The sequence below is a fragment of the Lentzea fradiae genome (assembly GCF_900100955.1).
Classification (GTDB): domain Bacteria; phylum Actinomycetota; class Actinomycetes; order Mycobacteriales; family Pseudonocardiaceae; genus Lentzea; species Lentzea fradiae.
Genome location: NZ_FNCC01000014.1, coordinates 70318 through 88860, shown reverse-complemented (window position 1 = coordinate 88860; position 18543 = coordinate 70318). Strand labels below are relative to the sequence as shown.

The 18543-nt window shown below is 70.4% G+C and carries 19 protein-coding genes; 10 read left to right on the top strand and 9 right to left on the bottom strand.

Annotation, left to right across the window (positions count from 1 at the left end):
- Nucleotides 1-34: 34 nt before the first annotated feature.
- Genes BLT23_RS30040 through BLT23_RS30020 form a run of 5 tightly spaced genes read left to right on the top strand, consistent with a single transcriptional unit; the run spans nt 35 to nt 5595 of the window.
- Nucleotides 35-1309 (top strand): extracellular solute-binding protein, encoded by a 1275-nt coding sequence (locus BLT23_RS30040; protein ID WP_090055012.1) that lies wholly within the window; start codon nt 35-37, stop codon nt 1307-1309.
- Nucleotides 1310-1319: 10 nt separating this feature from the next.
- Nucleotides 1320-2315 (top strand): carbohydrate ABC transporter permease, encoded by a 996-nt coding sequence (locus BLT23_RS30035; RefSeq protein ID WP_090055009.1) that lies wholly within the window; start codon nt 1320-1322, stop codon nt 2313-2315.
- Nucleotides 2315-3133: a carbohydrate ABC transporter permease gene (locus BLT23_RS30030; protein WP_090055006.1), complete on the top strand. Its 819-nt coding sequence runs from the start codon at nt 2315-2317 to the stop codon at nt 3131-3133. Before BLT23_RS30035 ends, BLT23_RS30030 begins: the two co-directional genes overlap by 1 nt.
- A 3-nt stretch (nt 3134-3136) precedes the next feature.
- Entirely contained in the window at nt 3137-4555 is a 1419-nt protein-coding gene (locus tag BLT23_RS30025) for a glycoside hydrolase family 3 protein (protein ID WP_090055003.1), read from the top strand.
- Nucleotides 4552-5595: an SIS domain-containing protein gene (locus tag BLT23_RS30020; protein ID WP_090055001.1), complete on the top strand. Its 1044-nt coding sequence runs from the start codon at nt 4552-4554 to the stop codon at nt 5593-5595. The genes BLT23_RS30025 and BLT23_RS30020 overlap by 4 nt, the downstream gene beginning before the upstream one ends.
- Nucleotides 5596-5655: 60 nt before the next feature.
- Here BLT23_RS30020 and nagA read toward each other — a convergent pair whose 3' ends face one another.
- The gene (nagA, locus tag BLT23_RS30015) at nt 5656-6855 is read right to left on the bottom strand and encodes an N-acetylglucosamine-6-phosphate deacetylase (protein WP_090054998.1); all 1200 of its coding nucleotides are present in this window, start codon (nt 6853-6855) and stop codon (nt 5656-5658) included.
- Nucleotides 6856-7044: 189 nt separating this feature from the next.
- Here nagA and BLT23_RS30010 point away from each other — a divergent pair, with 189 nt between their 5' ends.
- Entirely contained in the window at nt 7045-7719 is a 675-nt protein-coding gene (locus BLT23_RS30010) for a FadR/GntR family transcriptional regulator (protein WP_090054996.1), read from the top strand.
- On the opposite strand, the gene BLT23_RS30005 is transcribed toward BLT23_RS30010, so the two are convergent.
- From BLT23_RS30005 to BLT23_RS29990, 4 genes are all read right to left on the bottom strand, one after another.
- Nucleotides 7705-7905: a DUF397 domain-containing protein gene (locus tag BLT23_RS30005; protein WP_425434426.1), complete on the bottom strand. Its 201-nt coding sequence runs from the start codon at nt 7903-7905 to the stop codon at nt 7705-7707. The two genes, BLT23_RS30010 and BLT23_RS30005, sit on opposite strands and share 15 nt — an antisense overlap.
- Nucleotides 7892-8065, bottom strand: coding sequence for a DUF397 domain-containing protein (locus BLT23_RS30000; RefSeq protein ID WP_090054991.1), 174 nt, complete (start codon nt 8063-8065; stop codon nt 7892-7894). Before BLT23_RS30000 ends, BLT23_RS30005 begins: the two co-directional genes overlap by 14 nt.
- Before the next feature lie 2 nt (nt 8066-8067).
- Nucleotides 8068-8880 (bottom strand): helix-turn-helix domain-containing protein, encoded by an 813-nt coding sequence (locus BLT23_RS29995; RefSeq protein WP_176946976.1) that lies wholly within the window; start codon nt 8878-8880, stop codon nt 8068-8070.
- A 152-nt stretch (nt 8881-9032) separates the two neighbouring features.
- Nucleotides 9033-9911, bottom strand: coding sequence for a LysR family transcriptional regulator (locus BLT23_RS29990; protein WP_090054985.1), 879 nt, complete (start codon nt 9909-9911; stop codon nt 9033-9035).
- 71 nt (nt 9912-9982) lie between these two features.
- Between BLT23_RS29990 and dapA the strand changes: the two genes are divergently transcribed.
- Nucleotides 9983-10843 (top strand): 4-hydroxy-tetrahydrodipicolinate synthase, encoded by an 861-nt coding sequence (gene dapA / locus BLT23_RS29985; RefSeq protein WP_090054981.1) that lies wholly within the window; start codon nt 9983-9985, stop codon nt 10841-10843.
- A gap of 1 nt (nt 10844) precedes the next feature.
- Here dapA and BLT23_RS29980 read toward each other — a convergent pair whose 3' ends face one another.
- Both BLT23_RS29980 and BLT23_RS29975 read right to left on the bottom strand, forming a co-directional pair.
- Nucleotides 10845-11165, bottom strand: a complete 321-nt coding sequence (locus tag BLT23_RS29980) for an NIPSNAP family protein (protein ID WP_090054979.1) — start codon at nt 11163-11165, stop codon at nt 10845-10847.
- 27 nt (nt 11166-11192) lie between these two features.
- Nucleotides 11193-12137 carry an NADP-dependent oxidoreductase gene (locus BLT23_RS29975; RefSeq protein ID WP_090055431.1) on the bottom strand — a complete coding sequence of 315 codons (945 nt, stop codon included), beginning with the start codon at nt 12135-12137 and terminating at the stop codon, nt 11193-11195.
- Between the two features lie 154 nt (nt 12138-12291).
- Between BLT23_RS29975 and BLT23_RS29970 the strand changes: the two genes are divergently transcribed.
- Nucleotides 12292-12699 carry a winged helix-turn-helix transcriptional regulator gene (locus BLT23_RS29970; RefSeq protein ID WP_090054976.1) on the top strand — a complete coding sequence of 136 codons (408 nt, stop codon included), beginning with the start codon at nt 12292-12294 and terminating at the stop codon, nt 12697-12699.
- A gap of 96 nt (nt 12700-12795) precedes the next feature.
- Here BLT23_RS29970 and BLT23_RS29965 read toward each other — a convergent pair whose 3' ends face one another.
- Nucleotides 12796-13542, bottom strand: a complete 747-nt coding sequence (locus BLT23_RS29965; protein ID WP_090054973.1) for an SDR family NAD(P)-dependent oxidoreductase — start codon at nt 13540-13542, stop codon at nt 12796-12798.
- Complete coding sequence (locus BLT23_RS29960; protein WP_090054971.1) at nt 13539-14393, bottom strand: fumarylacetoacetate hydrolase family protein; 855 nt, start codon at nt 14391-14393, stop codon at nt 13539-13541. Before BLT23_RS29960 ends, BLT23_RS29965 begins: the two co-directional genes overlap by 4 nt.
- Before the next feature lie 114 nt (nt 14394-14507).
- Between BLT23_RS29960 and BLT23_RS29955 the strand changes: the two genes are divergently transcribed.
- A complete protein-coding gene (locus tag BLT23_RS29955; protein WP_090054968.1) occupies nt 14508-17324 on the top strand; it encodes a S8 family serine peptidase in 2817 nt (938 codons plus the stop codon).
- A 51-nt stretch (nt 17325-17375) separates the two neighbouring features.
- The gene (locus BLT23_RS29950; protein WP_090054965.1) at nt 17376-18293 is read left to right on the top strand and encodes an N-acetylglucosamine kinase; all 918 of its coding nucleotides are present in this window, start codon (nt 17376-17378) and stop codon (nt 18291-18293) included.
- Nucleotides 18294-18543: the final 250 nt, after the last annotated feature.

The window sequence follows — 18543 nt, the reverse complement described above, 5'->3', positions numbered from 1 at the left end:
CGGCGAGGGCCGGGCTTGGTGAAAGGGCGCGACTGTGAAGGGCTGGAAAGGACTCGCTGCTGGTGCCGCCGCACTGGCAGTGGCCGTGTCCGGATGTGGCACGAGCACGAACAGCGGTAGCGACGCGGAGACCAAAGAGATCACCGTGTGGCTCATGGACGGCTCCGCGCCGACGACCCTGACCGACGCGTTGAACAAGGAGTTCGAGGACGCGAACGGCATCAAGGTCAAGTACGAGGTCCAGAAGTGGACCGGCATCCAGGAGAAGCTGACCACGGCACTGGCCAGCAGCACGCCCCCGGACGTGATCGAGCTCGGCAACACCCAGACCGCGAGCTTCGCGGAGCAGGGCACGCTGGCCGACCTCACCGCCGACGCCGAGCAGTTCAACGGCGGCGAGTGGCTGGGCGGCCTCAAGGACTCGCTGACGCTCAACGGCAAGCAGTTCGGCGTCCCGTTCTACGCGGCGAACCGCACCGTGATCTACCGCACGGACCTGCTGGAGGCCGCGGGCGTCGCCAAGGCGCCGACCTCGCGTGACGAGTGGATCGACGCGATCGGCAAGCTCAAGGCCGCCAACGCGTCCAACCCCGACTTCCAGGCCCTCTACCTGCCCGGCCAGTCCTGGTACTTCCTGCTCTCGCTGATCTGGGACGAGGGCGGCGACATCGCCAAGCTGGACAACGGCAAGTGGACCGGCACGCTCGACACCCCGCAGGCGAAGGCCGGCTTCGAGGCGTACAAGGCCCTCTACGACGCGTCCGCCGAGAAGAAGGTCCCCGCCGACATCGACGAGGCGAAGCCCCAGCAGATGGAGGTCTTCGGCACCGGCAACGTCGGCATGATGGTCGGCCTCCCGTGGGAGCTCGCCGGCGCCATCAAGGCCAAGCCGGAGCTGGAGAAGACCACCTCGGCGTTCCCGATCCCGTCGAAGAAGGCCGGCGAGTCCGCCCCCGTCTTCCTCGGTGGCTCGAACCTCGCGATCCCGGCCTCCAGCAAGAACGCGGACGCCGCGAAGAAGTACCTCGCGCTGCTGTCGTCGAAGAAGTACCAGGACATGCTCGCCGAGGGCGGCGCTGTTCCCGGCACCTCGAAGGACACCGCGAAGCTCCAGACCACCGCGATCGGCAAGGCGATGGCGGACTCGTCCCCCAACGGCAAGGTCACCCCGGTGACGCCGAAGTGGGCGGCCGTCGAGGCGGGCCAGAACCCGCTGAAGGACGCTCTCACCGCGTACCTGACCGGCGCGAAGTCGCTGGACCAGGCGACGAAGGACGCGAGCGAAGCCATCACCAAGGCCATGGCCTAGCCAAGCCGAGATGACGGCCGTCAAAACGACCGAAGCGGCAGCGCCGGCAGGGGACCTCCCTCCGGCGCTTCCGCCTGCCGTGACGGGTGGCGCGCCGAAGCGCCGCCGGGGCGGTGCCTTCGACCGGGCACTGCCCTACCTGCTGCTGGCCCCCGCCCTCATCGCGATCCTCTGGCTGATCGGCTGGCCGGTCGTCTCCGTCTTCGTGACGAGCTTCCGCCAGCTGAACCTCGGCGAGCTGGTGCGCGGCGAGATCGTGTGGACCGGCTTCGACAACTACGTGACCGTGCTCCAGGACGAGCGGTTCTGGGAAGTCGCGCTGCGGACCGTCCTGTTCACCGCCTCCGTCGTCGTCGTGTCGGTGGGAGCGGGCCTGGGCATCGCGCTGCTGATGCGCGTGCTCACGCCGTGGGTGCGGATCGCCCTGCAGATCGCGATGCTGTGCGCGTGGGCGATGCCGATCCTCGCCTCGACCACGGTCTACCAGTGGATGTTCGACCAGAACTACGGCATCTTGAACAAGACGCTGGTGCAGCTCGGGTTCGACTCCTTCGCGGGCTACTCGTGGTTCTCCTCCGGCACCTCGACGCTCTCCGTCGTGGGCCTGCTGATCGTGTGGCAGGCGATCCCCTTCCTCGCCTTCTCGCTCTACGCGGGCCTGGTCGGCATTCCGCGCGACCTCTACGAGGCGGCGGGCATCGACGGCGCGACCGGCTGGCAGACGTTCCGCGCGGTGACGTGGCCGGAGATCAAGTCGCTGCTGATGATGGTGACGTTCCTGTCGACGCTGTGGGACTTCAAGGTCTTCACCCAGATCTGGGTGTTCCGCGAGGGCGGCCCCAGCGGTGAGAGCACGACGCTGCCCGTCCTGCAGTACCTGGAGGGCATCGCGAAGAGCCACTTCGGCGTCGCCGCGGCCATCTCCGTGCTGATGATGGTGATCCTCGGCCTGATCACGTTCCAGTACCTGCGCAAGCTGCTGCAGACCGAGGAGGGGAAGATCTGATGCTCAAGAAGTCCGCGGCGAACGTCGCCGGTCTCGTGCTCGCGCTGTTCTTCCTCTTCCCGACGTACTGGATGCTCACGTCGGCGCTCAAGCCCAAGGGCTCGACGATCACGTCCGACTACGACCTGATCCCGTTCTCGGTCACGTTCACGAACTTCGTGACGGCGTGGACCAAGCCGGGCTTCCTGTCGTCGCTCGGCAACAGCCTGCTGGTGACGCTGACCGCGGTGCTCGCCGCGATCGTCGTCGGCATCACGGCGGCGGTCGCCATGTCCCGCTTCGCCTTCCGCGGCCGCAAGAGCTTCCTGCTGCTGATGCTGGTGGCGCAGATGGCGCCGTTCGAGGCGTTGCTGATCCCGATGTTCCTGATGATGCGGGACCTCCAGCTGTACGAACACCTCTCGTCGCTCGTGCTCGTGTACTTCGCGGTGACGCTGCCGTTCTGCGCGTGGACGTTGCGCGGGTTCGTCAACGGCATCCCGATCGAGCTCGAAGAGGCGGCGATGGTCGACGGCTGCGGCCGGTGGGGCGCCTTCCAGAAGGTGACGCTGCCGCTGCTCGGTCCCGGCCTCGTGGCGACGTCGGTGTTCGCGTTCATCACGGCGTGGAACGAGTTCCTGTTCGCCAAGGTGCTGATCCGCAGCCAGGACAGCGAGACGCTGCCCGTGTGGCTGTCCGGGTTCCAGACCGCGTTCGGCACCGACTGGGGTGGCGCGATGGCCGCGTCCGTCCTGTTCACCGTGCCCGCCCTGGTGTTCTTCCTGATCGTGCAGCGCAAGATGGTCGCCGGTGTCACCGCCGGCGCGGTGAAGGGATGACGCGTGGACCAGCTGGCCGCAGCCGTTCTGCTCCCCGGTTTCCACGGAACGACCGCACCCGACTGGTTGCTGCGGCGCGTCGCTGACGGTCTCGGCGGCGTCGTGCTGTTCGGGCGCAACGTCGTCGACGACGCCCAGGTGACCGCCCTGTGCGGTGAGCTGCGCGCGGCGCGCCCGGACGTGGTGATCGGCATCGACGAGGAGGGCGGTGACGTCACGCGGCTCGACGCGGGCCGCGGCTCCGAGGTGCCGGGCAACCACGCCCTGGGCGCGGCGGACGACGTGGACCTGACCCGTTCGGTCGCCGCGTCCATCGGCTCCCGGCTCGCGAAGTGCGGCATCTCGCTGAACCTGGCGCCGTCCGCGGACCTCGTGCTGACGCTCGACGACCCGATCATCGGCGTCCGCGCGTTCGGCTCGGACCCGGCTCTCGCCGCCCGGCACGTCGCCGCGTGGGTCGAGGGCCTGCAAGCGGTGGGCGTCGCCGCGTGCGCCAAGCACTTCCCGGGCCACGGAGCGTCCACAGAGGACTCGCACGAGCAGCTGCCGGTGCTGCCCCGCACCGAGGAGCAGCTCCGCGCCGTCGAGCTCGTGCCGTTCCAGGCGGCCGTGAACGCGGGCGTCCGGTCGATCATGACCGGTCACCTCGTGGTCCCCGAGTGGGGCAGCGCGCCGGTGACGCTGAACAAGCACGCGATCGACCTGCTCCGCACCGAGCTGGGCTTCACCGGCGCGGTGATCACCGACGGCCTCGACATGAAGGCCGTCGGCGGCGACCTCGCCCAGGGCGCCGTGCGTGCGCTGGCGGCGGGCGTCGACGCGATGTGCCTGGGCGGCATCGCCCTCGACGACGAGGACCTGCGGCACCTGGTCGACTCGATCGTCGCGGCGGTGAAGTCCGGCGACCTCTCCGAGGAACGCCTGACCCAGGCCGCGGCCAGAGCCCTCGCACTGGGCGTCCCCCCGTCCACGGTGGACGCCCACGACGCCGGGATCGGCCTGACGGCGGCCCGCAGGGCCCTCGAGTCCCGCGGCCGCATCGACGTGGGCACCGACCCGCTGGTGGTCGACCTGGTCGTGGACCCATCGATCGCCGTCGGCGACGTCCCGTGGGGCCTCGGCCCCCACCTGACCGAGGTGCTCCCCGGCACCACGGTCATCGCGACCGGCGACGTGACAGCCGCCGAGGTTGCGAAAGCGGCGGGCAGGCGCACGATTGTGGTGGTGACCCGCGACGCGCACCGCCACACCACCGCCCGGCAGCTGGTGACCGGCCTCGCGGAGCTTGACCTGGACGTCGTGCACGTGGAAACCGGCGTCCCGGGCCCCGACCTGGGCAGCGCCGCCCGCATCGACACCCACGGCAGTTCTCGGGTGAGCCTCCGAGCAGCGGCCGAGCTGATCCTGAAAGGCACGACATGACCACGCCCCAGCCAGGCCGGCACATGGCAGCAGAGATCGCGGAACAACCGTCGGTCTACGCGGCCCTGTACGACTCGCGCGCGGCCATCGCCGAAGTGGCGGCCGTGATCCGCGACCGAGCCCCGCGCTTCGTCCTGTTCGCGGCACGCGGCTCCAGCGACCACGCCGCGATCTACGCGAAGTACCTGACCGAGATCCTCCTGGAGCTCCCGGCGGGCCTGGTCTCGGCCTCCACGACCACCCTCTACGGCGCCGAACCGGACCTCCGCGACGTCCTCCTGGTCACCGTCTCCCAGTCAGGCGGCTCCCCGGACCTCCTGGAGGTGACGGCGAACTACCGCAGGCGAGGCGCCCTGACCGTGGCCGTCACGAACACCTCCACCTCGCCCCTGAACGCGGCGGCCGAACTCTCGGTCGACGTGGCGGCGGGCGTGGAACAGGCGGTGGCGGCGACGAAGACCTACTCGGCCACCCTCCTGGCCCTGTACCTGCTGATCGACGCCATTCGAGGCGGCACCGGCGAAGCAGCGGCGAACCTCGGCGAACTGGCCCAGGTGACCCTCGACGCCTCAGCCCCCACCGTCGAGGAAGCGGTCCGCCGCTACCGCTTCGTGGACCGGGTCCTCACCACCGGCCGCGGCTACTCCTACGCGACGGCCCTGGAAGCCTCCCTGAAACTGGCGGAAACCTCCTACCTGGCCGCCCGCGCGTACAGCGGCGCAGACCTCCTCCACGGCCCGGTGGCAGCCGTGGACGGCGAAACCGCGGTCCTCGCGATCACCTCGATCGGCAAGGGCGGCGACTCCCTCCGCGACGCCCTGGACGTGGTCCACCAGCGCGGAGCGGACGTGGTGGCAGTCGGCTCGGCATCGGAAAAGGCCGGCGCGACCCTGGCCGTCCCGATCCCGGAGACGGCGGAGGAAGTGGCTCCAGTGCTGGAGATCCTCCCGGTCCAACGCCTGGCCTACGGCCTGGCCCTGGCCAGGGGCGGCGACCCGGACAGCCCCAGGGGCCTGAACAAGGTGACCAGAACCCGCTGACACACAACGAAAAGCGCCCGCCCGACACCAGTCGGGCGGGCGCTCTCGCGTCCTCCGTGCTTACTGCCCGGCGGTGGCGTAACCGGCGGCAACCGGCGCAGCCGGCACGTCGGCGTCGAACACCACCTGCCCGTCGACCCAGACCTTCCGGGGCCTCAGCTGCTCGTCCCACCACACGAGGTCCGCGACGGCCCCCGGCGAGAGCCGCCCGAGCCCGGCCTCCCCGATGACCTCGGCGGGAACGATCGTCGCCGACGCCAACGCGTCAGCCACCGGAACCCCCACGGACACGATGTTCCGCACAGCCCGGTCCAACGTCAACGCGGACCCGGCGATCGTCCCCTCGGGCGACCGGGGCACTCCGTCCTCCGCCAGCAGGACATCGGCCCCACCGAGGTGATACCGCCCCGGCGGCATCCCGGCGGCGGCAACGGCATCGGTGACCAGCGCGACCCGCTCGCCCGCCGCGTTGAACACCAACCGGCAGACGTCCGGCCCGACATGGGCAAGATCAGCGATCAGCCCGAGCGTGAACCGCTCGTCGACCAACGCGACCCCGGGCACACCAGGCTCCCGATGCCCCAACGGCCGCTGGGCGTTGAACAGATGGGTCACCATCCGCGCCCCGGCGTCCGCGGCCTCACGGGTCTGCTCACCGGTGGCGTCGGAATGCCCCACGGCCACCAGCACCCCTGCCTCGACCAACCGGCGGACCGCCTCCAACCCGCCGGGCTGCTCCGGTGCCATCGTCACCATCCGCAGCGCCCGCCGGAGGGTGTCGTCCTCCAGCAGCGCCGAGATCTGGTCGGGTCCTGGCTCGACCATGAACGACGGGTCGTGCACCCCTGCCCGCTTGGGCGACAGGAAGGGGCCCTCCAGGTGCACGCCGAGGGGGCGGGCACCGACTCCGTCCGGCAGCGCGGCCGCCGCGGACAGAACAGCCCTGGCCTGCCGCAACACCACGTCGACCGGTGCGGTGATCAACGTGGGCAGGAACCGGGTCACCCCGGTGGACGGCAGGGCTTCCGCGACGGCGCGCATCCCGGCGGCGTCCACCTCGGCGAAGTCGACGCCGACGGCGCCGTTCACCTGGACGTCGACGAGGCCCGGCGTCAGCAGCCCGCCGGAGAGGACCTCTGCGCCAGGCGGAGCTTCACCGGTGGTCACCTCGACGATGCGGCCGTCCCTGATCCGCACCGAGGCAGGACCGACGATCGTGCGACCGAGCAAAGCGCGCGGTGCTGCGACAACGGCGTCCAAGATCCCTCCTTGAATGGTCCAGACCATTATGGCGACAACAGGGCGCCCCGTCACCTGTCGTTACCAGATAACCATCTCACAAATCATTCCGTGAATCATGACCAGACGCACGGGTGTGCCCCGAAGGTGAACCTCTTTGTCGCATACTGGACACCAGACATCCGAGGTCTACGACGAGTTGAGGGTGCCGTGGCAGTCACCGACGACGCGATCCTGCGCGTCAGGGAGATGATCGTTTCGGGCGAGCTGAAGCCCGGCGACCGCCTGCCGCGAGAGGCTGACCTGGCAGAACGCCTCGGCCTCTCCCGCAACTCACTGCGCGAGGCCGTGAAGGCCCTGTCACTCGTCCGAGTGCTGGACGTCCGCCAGGGCGACGGCACCTACGTCTCGTCCCTGCGCGCCGACGACCTGCTCGGCGCCCTCTCGTTCGTGCTGGACCTGCACCGAGGCGAGGACTCGGCCTTGGAAGTCCTCCAAGTCCGCCAGATCCTGGAACCCGCCGCCGCCGCGATGGCGGCCCAGCGCGCCGACCCAGACCAGATCATGAGACTCCGCGCCCTCTGCGACGCCGCCGAGACGGCGAGAACCGTGGAGGAACTGGTGGACCACGACCTGGAGTTCCACCGAGCCATCGCCCAGTGCTCCGGCAACGCCTACCTGGCCCAGCTCCTCGACACCCTGGCCGGCCCGACCATCCGCGCCCGAATCTGGCGCGGCATCACCCAGTCGAACGCCGTGGAGCGCACAGTCGCCGAACACCGAGCCATCGTCGACGCCCTCGCCGCCCACCAGCCCGAGCTCGCCCGCAGCTGGTCCACGGTGCACGTGGCGGGCGTGGAGCAGTGGCTCTCAGACCTGCCCTAGCTTTTCGTCCTTGACCGCTGCCAGGAACGCTGCCCAGCGGGGCGCGGCCACGGTGGAGCCGGGGTTCTTGGAGTCACGGACGAGCGCGGCGGGACCGGCCAAGGCGACCTCGACGCAATCGCCGTTTCCACCGTTGTTGCTACGGCTGCTCTTGCGCCACATCTCCGGCCCCTTAAAGATCGCCACGCTTGACCGCTTCGAGGAAGTCGCCCCAGCCGGGCACGGCGACGATCTGCTCGGGATTCTTGGAGTCACGGACAAACGCGGCGGAACCCGTCAACGCAACTTCGACACAGTTGCCGTTTCCTCCGTTGTTGCTGCGGCTGCTCTTGCGCCACACGTCCATCCCTACCTCTCGGCAGCCAGCCTCTCGATCCACACGACAGACTCCTCCGGAGTTGACGCCAGCTTCGAGAGGTGCTTGAAGGTAAGGGTAGCCGACCTGACCCGGGCCAGATCCTCAATGTGAATCGAGCCCTCGGTGTGCTCGACGTACAACACGCGAGGATCGCTGGGGTAGGGGAAGTCCAGCAGGGTGAACGAACCGTTGTGCCCGTCATGCAGACCTGCCGAGTCGGGGATCACCTGGACCGTGACATTGGGCAGCTCGGCCATTTTGTTGATGTGCAGGAGCTGCTCCCGGTCCGCATGACGAAGTGCCGACTCGGCGATGATCGCGTGATAGCAAAGCGGGTCGTCACCGTGAAGGCGCTGCTGCCGCCGCGACCGGATCTCTACCTGGTTCTCGATCCACTTCGTGGACCGTCGTGTTCGTGAACCGGCGAACACCGCCCGCATGTACTTCTTCGTCTGCAGCAGAACAGGAACATAGCTGGCCTCGAACGTCATGATCATCGTCGCGTCGTGCTCCAGGCTGATGTAACCCTGGTCCTCCAACCGGAACTGGTGCCACCACGCCTTCTCGACCGCGAGGTTCCACATCTCCAGATAAGGCTCGACGTCGTCGGCGATCACGCCGTACACATCGAGCATCGTCTCCAGCGCGCTGTGGTCAGGCACCTGACCGTTCTCGATGCGGCTGACCTTGGCGATGTTGTAGCGCAGGCGCTCGGCGATGTCGCGCTGGCTGAGACCGGCCTTCTCCCGCAGCTCCTGCAGAACTCTGCCCAGCCGCCTCTGCCGGAACGTGGGTTCGGACACGAATGAGACGGTATCCGCGCGATCTGGAATCTGAGATTCTCAGTCACCCGGTCGTGGCCCACTGGCACAAAGACATGAGAAAACCCGGCCCACGAGGGACCGGGCGGATATGTCCCGATAGTAGCAGGATCGGTTGCGCGGGTCACCGATGCTCAGATCTGGCGGAGCTGCTCCAACACCACCCGAACGGCTGGCTGTCCGTCCGCCCGGTTCCGCACAACCGCTGACACAGTGCGAAAAACCTGCTGCTTCAACGGCCGCAAAGCCACCCCCGGCCGCCGCGCCACGGAAGGCACCAGAGCCACCCCCAATCCCGCCTCCACCAACCCGCACATCACCCCGAAGTCGTCGCAATAGGCTTGGGCGCGGGGCACGAAACCGGCTGCGCCACAAGCACGTTGCGCCATCTCGTGGCACGACGCATCGGTGCGGGGCATGATCCACGGCCGGTCGGCCAACGCCGACAGGTCCACGGAGTCGTTCTGCACCAACGGGTCCGACAGCGGCAGGGCCACGTTGACCGGCTCCACGAACAGCTCGAAAGACTCGCAGGACTCCGGCAGCGAGCGCGGCATGATGTTGTACGAGTGGATGACGGCGATGTCGATGTCCCCGCGCCGCAAGGCGGGCAGTGACGCCTCGGGTTCCATCTCGTGCACGAACAGGTCCACATCGGACCCGTGCGCCGATCGCAGCACCTGGATCACGCGCGGCAGCAAGGCGGCTACCGACACGAAGGCTCCGACGCGCACCACGCCGGACACCGACGTGCGCAGGGATGCCAGGTCTGCCTCGGCCGCGGCCAGCTGGTCCAGGACCAGTTGGGTGTGCGCGGCCAGGACGTGTCCGGCGCGGGTGAGGGTCAGGCGTCGGCCGTCTCGTTCGACGAGGGGTACTCCGGCCTCGCGTTCCAGTGCGGCGAGCTGCTGGGAGACGGCGGGGGACGTCACGTGCAGGGCCTCGGCCGCGGCCGTGACCGTGCCGTGGACGGACAGAGCGTGGAGCAGGCGGAGGCGGCGGACGTCCAACATAAAGCTCAGCTTAACGTTCCGGGCAGAACTTCTAACTGGAACTTTGCGAAAACTGGAGCCACGCTGGAGTCATGTTCGGACGAGTGCTGGTAGCGATGGTCACCCCCTTCACCCCCGACGGTGACCTGGACCTCAAAGGCGCGCAGGAACTCGCGGCGCACCTCGTCGACAAGGGCGGCGTCGACGGGCTGGTCGTCAACGGCACGACCGGTGAGGCGCCGACCACGACCGATGCCGAGAAGTCGCAGGTCATCAGGGCCGTCAAGGAGGCGGTCGGCGACCGCACGCAGGTGCTCGCCGGTGTCGGCACCAACTCGACCCGGCACACCGTCGAGCTCGCGAACCAGGCCGAGCAGGGCGGTGCGGACGGGCTGCTCGTCGTCACGCCGTACTACAGCAAGCCCACCCAGGAAGGGGTCGAGAACCACTTCCGGCAGGTGGCGAACGCTTGCGGGCTGCCGGCGCTGCTGTACGACATCCCCGGCCGGACCGGCACGGCGATCGACACCGAGACGTTGCTGCGGCTCGCCGAGCACCCGCGGATCGTCGGCGTGAAGGACTGCAAGGTCGACCTGCTCGCGACCGCCCGCGTGATCGCCGAGACCGGGCTCGACTACTACTCCGGCAACGACGAGCTGATCCTGCCGCTCTACTCGATCGGCGGCGTCGGCGCGGTCAGCACCGTCGGGCACGTCGTGGGCAACGAGATCAAGGCGATGCTCGACGCCTACGACGAGGGCGACAACAAGGAGGCCCTGCGCCACCACCAGGCCCTGCTGCCGGTGATCACCGCGATCATGACCCGCGAACCCGGCGCCGTCGCGGTCAAGGCCGCGCTCAACCTGCTCGGCCTGCCGTCGGGGCCGGTCCGCGAACCGCTCGTCGGCGCCACCCCGGAGCTGATCAACGAGCTGAAGGCGTTGTTCGCCTGAGTCACCTCAGGCCGGAGGCCGGGGTGGGGACGACCCTGGTGACCGTGATCCGGTCGGCGAGCAGGAGGCCCCGCACCTTCGGGGCGAGCTCGTCACGCCACTCGTCGCTCTCGTAGACGTTGGCGTACAAGGCTTTCCGCTCCTGCTCGTCCTCGAAGCGACGGATCCAGACGTAGCCGTCCGGATCTTCTTCGTCCACGAAGGACGCCGTGATCGACATCCCCTTCCCCGTCTGGAAGGGGATGATCACGTCCTCCATGTACCGGACCCATTCGTCACGGCGTCCCGGCTGGACCTGGTAGCGGCGGATCTCGTAGAACATCGGCTGATCTCCAGTCGCGGTGGGAACTCAGCGGGCGACGCGGAGGACGAGCTTGCCGCGGGTGCGGTTGGACTCGCCGCGGGCGTGCGCCTCGGCGGCCTCCTCCAGCTCGAAGACCTCCTCGACCGCGACGGTCACCTCGCCCGCGTCGATGAGGCCCGCGATGGCGGCGAGCGCGGGGCCGTCCGGCTCGACCAGGAACGGGGTCGCGCGCACGCCCTTCCGCTCGGCCGCCGCGACGACTTCCGGCGCGGCGCCGGACGGGACGGCGACGAGCAGGCCGCCGGGGCGCAGCACGTCCAGCGACCGCAGGCCGGTGTCGCCGCCGACGAGGTCGAGCACCACGTCGACGTCCGACACCGCGTCCTCGAACCGGACGGCCGTGTAGTCGACCACCTCGTCCGCGCCCAGCTTGGTGAGCCAGTCGTGGCTGCCGGACCGGGCGGTGCCGATCACGTGGGCACCGAGGCGCTTCGCGAACTGGACCGCGAGGTGCCCGACGCCGCCGCCCGCCGCGTGGATCAGAACCCGTTGTCCCGACTCGACTTCCGCCGTGTCGACCAGCGCCTGCCACGCGGTGAGCCCGGCGAGCGGCACGGCCGCCGCCTCCTCGTGGCCGATGCTCGACGGCTTGAGGGCGAACTGGCGCGACGGCGCGGTGACGTACTCGGCGTAGGCGCCGGCCGCCCGCGGGAACCACGGCATCCCGTACACCTCGTCGCCCTCCTTGAGGGTCGTGACGCCGAAGCCGACCTTGTCGACCACGCCGGAGACGTCCCAGCCGAGGGTGAACGGCGGCCCGCCGAGCACCCCGGCCATGCCGGAGCCCGCCCTGGTCTTCCAGTCGACCGGGTTGACGCCGGCCGCGTGCACCTTCACGCGGACCTCGGTCGGCAGCGGTTCCGGCCGCGGCACCTGCTCCACCACGAGCACCTCGGGGCCGCCGGTGCTGTGCTGGGTGACGGCGCGCATCGTGCTGTCGGACACGGGTTTTCTCCTTCGGACCTGATGCCCGTGAAGACCGGACTTGATCTCCACGTCGACGACGGCAACGTATCCGCAGGGGTATAGTTACCCACAAGGGATAGAACTTCCCTTTGGGAAGTATCGAGGTGAGAGGCCCGCAATGGCGACCGAGTGTCTGACCGGACAGCATTCCGACCACGACGTCTACGCCGCGCAGTGCCCGTGCCGGGCGATGCTGGACCTGCTGGCGAACAAGTGGTCGGCGCTCGCCATCGGCGCGCTGGAGGACGGGCCGCAGCGGTTCGGCCACCTCCAGCGGCACCTGCAGGGGGTCAGCCCGAAGGTGCTCACCCAGACGCTGCGGCGGCTGGAGGAGTTCGGCCTGGTCGACCGCACGGTCTTCCCGGCGGTGCCGCTGCACGTCGAGTACTCGCTCACCGAGCTGGGCCACAGCGCGGCCGTGCCGCTGCGGATGCTGCGCGGCTGGGTGGAGGACAACCTCGACAACGCCGCACGCACGGGCTCGACGGCCGCGGCCTGCGACCCCGCCGAGGTCGCCAAGACCTGATCGGCCGGACCGATCACCCGAGCTGATCAGCCGGACCGATCACCCCGGACCGATCACCCCGGGCCGATCAGCCGGACATGACCGCCGGGAACCCGGTCACCGGGGCCGCAGGCGCAGGCCGTGCATGCCGCCGTCGACCGCGAGGACCGTGCCCGTGGTCGACCCGGACAGCGGGCTCGCCAGGTAGGCGATGGCCCCCGCCACCTCGTCGGCGGACACGAGCCGGCCGTGCGGCTGGCGTGCCTCCAGCGCGGCCCGTTCGGCTTCCGGGTCCGGTGCCGTGTCGAGCAGGCGGCCGACCCACGGGGTGTCCGCCGTGCCGGGCGCGACGGCGTTGACGCGGACGCCCTCGCGGACGTGGTCGGCGGCCATCGCGAGCGTCAGCGAGTACACCGCGCCCTTGCTGGCCGAGTAGAGGGCGCGCTGCGGGAGTCCGGCCCGTGCGGCCACCGAGCAGGTGTTGACGATCGCGGCGGACGCCGACTTCCGCAGGTGCGGCAGGGCGGCCCGCGAGACGCGGACCATTCCCAGCACGTTGACGTCGAGCACCTTGTGCCACTCGTCGTCGTCGTTCGCCAGCACGTCGCCCTGCGCGCCGATGCCCGCGTTGTTCACCACGACGTCGAGGCGGCCGAACCGCCGCACGACCTCGGCCACGGCGGCTCGCACGCTCTCGTCGTCGGTCACGTCGGTGCGGACGCCGACGAGCGGCTCCGGCACGTCCGGGTTCAGGTCGAGTGCCGCGACCGCCGCTCCTCTCCTGCTCAGCAGGGTCGCGGTGGCCAGGCCGATGCCGGACGCGCCGCCCGTGACGACGGCGACGAGCCCCTCGAAGTCGGTCATGCCTGTCCGAGGACCTGGCGCTGCCTGCCCAGGCCCTCGATCTCCAGCTCGACGACGTCACCGGCGCGCAGGTACGGCTTGGGCTCCGGCTGGCCGAGCGCCACCCCAGCGGGTGTACCCGTGTTGATGACGTCACCCGGTCGAAGGACAAGGAACTGGCTGAGGTAGCGCACGACCTCGGCGATCGGGAAGATCATGTTCTTGGTTGACGAGTTCTGCCTGAGCTCGCCGTTGACCCAGAGCCGCATCTCCAGGTTCTGCGGGTCGGCGACGTCCCCGGCGGGCACGAGGAAGGGACCGAGAGGGTTGAACGTCTCGCAGTTCTTGCCCTTGTCCCAGGTGCCGCCGCGCTCGATCTGGAACTCGCGCTCGGAGACGTCATGCGAGAGCACGTACGCGCCAATGCACGCCAGGGCGTCCTCTTCGGACTCCAGGTAGCGCGCCGTGCGCCCGATGACCACGCCGAGCTCGACCTCCCAGTCGGTCTTCACCGACCGGCGGGGCACCAGCACCTCGTCGTACGGGCCGACGACGGTGTCCGGGGTCTTGAGGAACACCACCGGTTCGGCGGGGATGGCGGCGCCGGTCTCCTCCGCGTGGTCGCGGTAGTTGAGGCCGATGCAGATGATCTTGCCGGGACGCGCGAGCGGCGGGCCGACCCGCATCCCCTCGGCGTCGAGGGCCTCCAGCTCACCCGCGTCGAGGGCGGCGCGGACGCGGGCGACTCCGTCGTTGGCGAGGAACGCGCCGTCGACGTCCGGGGTGAGGGGCAGGAGGTCGTACGTCGTCCCGTCGGCGGTCCGCACCGCGGGGCGCTCGTCGCCGACCGGTCCGAGTCGCAAGAGCTGCACGGCCGTTCCTCCTCTGCTCACCACAGCTAGACATCGGATGTATAGCCCGATAGAGGGGATTTCGTCCAGAGGCACCGGGCATCGGGGCCGTCCGAGGGGCACCAGGGGTCGATCATGAAGTTGCTGACCGTGTCACTGCTGCTGGGAGCGCTGCTGGCGCCGTCGCCGCCGGTCGAGCCGGTGACGGTCTTCGTGGAGCTGACCTCGGCCCCCGCGGTCGAGGCCCGTTCCGTCCCGCAGGCCCGGTCGGCCCGCGAACGGACCTCGGAGCAGGTCTCCCGGGTCGTGTCCCGGTCGGGCGGCCGGGAGGTGGCGAGGACGTCGAACGCGGTGCCGGGCGTCGTGCTGTCGGCCGCGCCGTCGCGGCTCGCCGGCCTGGCCGGGATGCCGGAGGTGCGCGCGGTGCACCGGATGACCCCCAAGGTGGTCACCAACGCCTCGGCCGTCCGCCTCACCCGCACCTCCGAGGTGTGGCGGTCGCTCGGCCGCTTCGGTGACGGCGTGCGGATCGGCGTGGTCGACACCGGCATCGACTACCGGCACGCCGACTTCGGCGGCGGGACGTTCCCCAACGCCAAGGTCGTCGGCGGCTACGACTTCGCGGGCGACTCCTACACCGGCAAGGCGAGCGCGGTGCCGGAGCCGGACGGCGACCCGGTCGACTGCCAGGGCCACGGCACGCACGTCGCCGGGACGGCGGCCGGGTTCGGCGTGAACGCGGACGGCACGACGTACCGGGGCTCGTACGAGACGGTCGACCTCGACGCGCTGAAGATCGGACCGGGCACGGCACCGCGCGCGTCGCTCTACGCGTTGAAGATCTTCGGCTGCAAGGGCGGCACGAACCTGGTCGCGCGGGCGCTCGACTGGGCGCTCGATCCGAACGGCGACGGCGACTTCTCCGACAAGCTCGACGTCGTCAACCTGTCCCTGGGCAGCGAGTTCGGCGCGCCGGACGACCCCGACTCGTTGTTCGTGCGCAAGCTCGTGGAGCACGGCGTGGTCGTCGTGGCGGCGGCGGGCAACGGCGGCGACTTCTACGACGTCTCCGGATCACCCGCGAACACGCCGGAGGCCATCTCCGTGGCGAACAGCCGCGACGCGTTCTCGATGCTCGACGGCCTGGAGTCCGGCGGGCGGCGGTGGGCGGGCCAGTACGGCCTGGCGTACGAGAAGCCGATCGACCTCTCCCTGCCCGTGGTGCGGCTGTCGTCCAACGTGGACGGCTGCCAGCCGATCGGCGAGCGGCTGGACGGCAAGATCGTCTGGCTGGAGTGGGACGACGTCGACGCGACCCGCGCGTGCGGTTCCGCCGCCCGCACCGACAACGCGTCGAACGCGGGGGCGGCCGGGGTGCTGCTGCCGACGACGTTGCCGGTGTTCGCCGCCGGGATCGCGGGCAACGACCGCATCCCGGCGTTCCAGCTGACCGCGGCGGCGTCGAAGGCGTTGCGGCCCGCGCTGGAGGAGGGGACGCTGACGGTGCGTCTGACCTCGGAGCTGAAGCGGTCCGTGCCGTCCGTCGAGCCGTCGATCACCGACACGATCACGCCCTCGTCGTCGCGGTCGCGGTCGTCGATCGCGGTGGCCGCGCCGGGTGACACGATCTTCTCCGCCGCGTCCGGCACCGCGTCGGAAGGCACGTCGATGGGCGGCACGTCGATGGCCGCTCCGCACGTCGCGGGCATCGCCGCGGTGCTGCGCGAGGTGCATCCGGAGTGGACGGTCGAAGAGGTCAAGGCCGTGCTGACGAACACCGCGTCCGGGGTCGTGCGGTCGTCCGACGGTGTGCGCGAGGCGCCGATGCGGGTGGGCGCGGGACGGGTGGACGGGCTCGCGGCGCTGACGGCCGACGTGCTGGCGCTGGGCGATGCGTCGTTCGGGACGGTCGAGGTCGGCGGCCCGCTGGTGAGCACCCGGGAGATCACGCTCGTCAACAAGGGGACGACCCCGGTCCTGCTGCACGCCCGCTACGAGCCGATCACGTCGGTGCCCGGCGTGTCGTTCCAGATCGGGAAGACGCCGGTGGCGGTGCCGCCGGGCGGGTCGGCGACGGTGCCCGTGCGGCTGTACGTCCCCCGGCCCGCGGACCTGCGCAAAGCCGCCGACCCGACGGTGTCGCTGGCCGACGGACGGCAGTTCCTCGCGGAGGCGTCCGGCCTGGTCACGTTCACCGGTGACCGCTCGCTGCGGGTGCCGGTCCACGCGGCGCCGAAACCGGTGTCGGCGCTGTCGGTGGCCGACGGTCACGTCACCGGGCGGGGCCTCGACCAGGAGGACTACGTGTCGCGGATGACCGTGCTGCAGCTCGGCGGGCGGTCCGGCCGCCTGCCCGACTGCGGCCCCGGCCTCCAGGACGACTGCGCCGCCAACCGCACGGCCCGCGGCGGCGACGTGCGGTTCGTCGGCGCGACGGCGACGCCGGACCTGCTGGCGTTCGGCATCGCGACCTGGGACACCTGGGCGAACCTCGGCGGCAACACCCAGCCGCACGTGCGGTTCTCGGTGGGCGGCAAGGACTTCGAGACGACGGCGGTGAAGCGGACGAACGCGGCGGGCGGCATCGTGGCGGACGTCTGGTACGCCAAGACGGTCGCCGCCGAGACCGACGAGGTGGTGGACGAGCAGCCGCTGAACGGCTTCGACGGCTCCACCGACACCAACCTGTTCGACAGCGACGTCGTCGTGCTGCCGGTGTCGCGGTCCGTGCTGCCTGCCGGACCCGTGACCTACACGGCCGGGGTGAAGAGCCGCTACACCGCTCCCGCCGACCGGGACGACCTCGTCGACGTGGCGGAACCCGCGGTGTTCGACTTCGGCCTGACCGTCCCCGAACTGTCCACAGTGGTCCGTCCGGGTGATCCCGTTCCGCCGGGCACGCTGGTGTTCTTCCACCACAACGCGAGCGGTGACCGCGCCCTGGCCCCGTGACACCCGGTTGGGTGTGCCTGCGGCGTCCGTCTCTCGGCATACTCGGCTTTCATGGATCTGGTCGTGGGACTCGACGCGGGCGGCACGTCGACGAGGGCGCTGGTGCTCGATCTCGACGGGGCCCGCCTGGGTCAGGGGCTCGCGGGCGGCGCGAACCCGAACTCGCACCCGCCGGCGGTGGCCGCCGCCCACGTCACCGAGGCGCTGACCGAGGCGCTGGACGGCCTGGACTCCCGGCGCGTGCGCAGCGGCGTCCTCGGCATGGCCGGCGCGTCCCGGATGGCCGACCCGGTCGTCTTGGACCTCTTCCAAGCAGCCTGGGAGCGCGCGGGCCTGCACTGCCCGATGCGGGTGGTCACCGACTGCGAGGCGGCCTTCGCCACCGGCACGTCCTCCCCCGACGGCACCGTCCTGGTGGCGGGCACCGGCTCCATCGCGGGCCGCATCCGCGACCACCGCATGGTCGGCCAGGCGGGCGGCTACGGCTGGCTCGTCGGCGACGACGGCTCCGCGTTCTGGCTAGGCCGCGAGGCCGTCAGGGCGACCCTGAAGCTGCTCGACCTCGACGCGCCCCTCGAAGGACTCGCCACCGCCGTGCTGACGACGGCGGGCGCCCGCACCCGCGGCCAGCTGATCACCACCGTCAACGCGGGTCCCCCGATCGCGCTGGCCCGGTTCGCGCCCCTGGTCAGCGCCGCCTACCACCACGGCGACCCGGAGGCGCTCGCGATCGTGTCGAACGCCGCCCGCCTGCTCGCCGACACGGCCGCGGCCGTGCGCACGCCGTCCGACACCTCGCCGATCGTGCTGGTCGGCAGCCTGATCAAGACCCCGGTGGGCACGCACCTGAAGCAGGAGCTGCTGACGCGCTGCGCCGCCGCGGTGATCATGGCGACCGAGGGTGCCGCGGGAGCGGCGTGGCTGGCGGCGGTGGACGTGCTGGGACCGGCGGCACCGCGCCCGGCCTGAACACCCCGGCCACCTCGTCCGCAACTCCCACCCGCTCCGGCGGGGAACGCGGGGGCCCTGCGTTTCCTTGTGGGGAACGTAGGGCCCCCGCGTTCCCGTTTCGGGCAGCCAGGTGCCCATAGTGTGAGATTGGTGGTCCGCCTGGTGGTCCGCGAAACACGGACGTAAACTCCGGTTAACGCGGGTGTGAAGTCGCAACGGGGCGGCGCAGGGCTGCGGCCCCTGTCTCGACGGCGCACGCCGGGCCGGA

What these genes read in the sequence shown, in the direction of transcription:
- BLT23_RS30030 (WP_090055006.1), top strand. Translation starts at nt 2,315, where the DNA reads ATGCTCAAGAAGTCCGCGGCGAACGTCGCCGGTCTCGTGCTCGCGCTG.
- BLT23_RS30020 (WP_090055001.1), top strand. Translation starts at nt 4,552, where the DNA reads ATGACCACGCCCCAGCCAGGCCGGCACATGGCAGCAGAGATCGCGGAA.
- BLT23_RS29965 (WP_090054973.1), bottom strand. Translation starts at nt 13,542, where the DNA reads ATGACCGACTTCGAGGGGCTCGTCGCCGTCGTCACGGGCGGCGCGTCC.
- BLT23_RS30035 (WP_090055009.1), top strand. Translation starts at nt 1,320, where the DNA reads ATGACGGCCGTCAAAACGACCGAAGCGGCAGCGCCGGCAGGGGACCTC.
- BLT23_RS29990 (WP_090054985.1), bottom strand. Translation starts at nt 9,911, where the DNA reads ATGTTGGACGTCCGCCGCCTCCGCCTGCTCCACGCTCTGTCCGTCCAC.
- BLT23_RS29950 (WP_090054965.1), top strand. Translation starts at nt 17,376, where the DNA reads ATGGATCTGGTCGTGGGACTCGACGCGGGCGGCACGTCGACGAGGGCG.
- dapA (WP_090054981.1), top strand. Translation starts at nt 9,983, where the DNA reads ATGTTCGGACGAGTGCTGGTAGCGATGGTCACCCCCTTCACCCCCGAC.
- BLT23_RS30000 (WP_090054991.1), bottom strand. Translation starts at nt 8,065, where the DNA reads ATGGACGTGTGGCGCAAGAGCAGCCGCAGCAACAACGGAGGAAACGGC.
- BLT23_RS29980 (WP_090054979.1), bottom strand. Translation starts at nt 11,165, where the DNA reads ATGTTCTACGAGATCCGCCGCTACCAGGTCCAGCCGGGACGCCGTGAC.
- BLT23_RS29955 (WP_090054968.1), top strand. Translation starts at nt 14,508, where the DNA reads ATGAAGTTGCTGACCGTGTCACTGCTGCTGGGAGCGCTGCTGGCGCCG.
- BLT23_RS29975 (WP_090055431.1), bottom strand. Translation starts at nt 12,137, where the DNA reads ATGCGCGCCGTCACCCAGCACAGCACCGGCGGCCCCGAGGTGCTCGTG.
- BLT23_RS29970 (WP_090054976.1), top strand. Translation starts at nt 12,292, where the DNA reads ATGGCGACCGAGTGTCTGACCGGACAGCATTCCGACCACGACGTCTAC.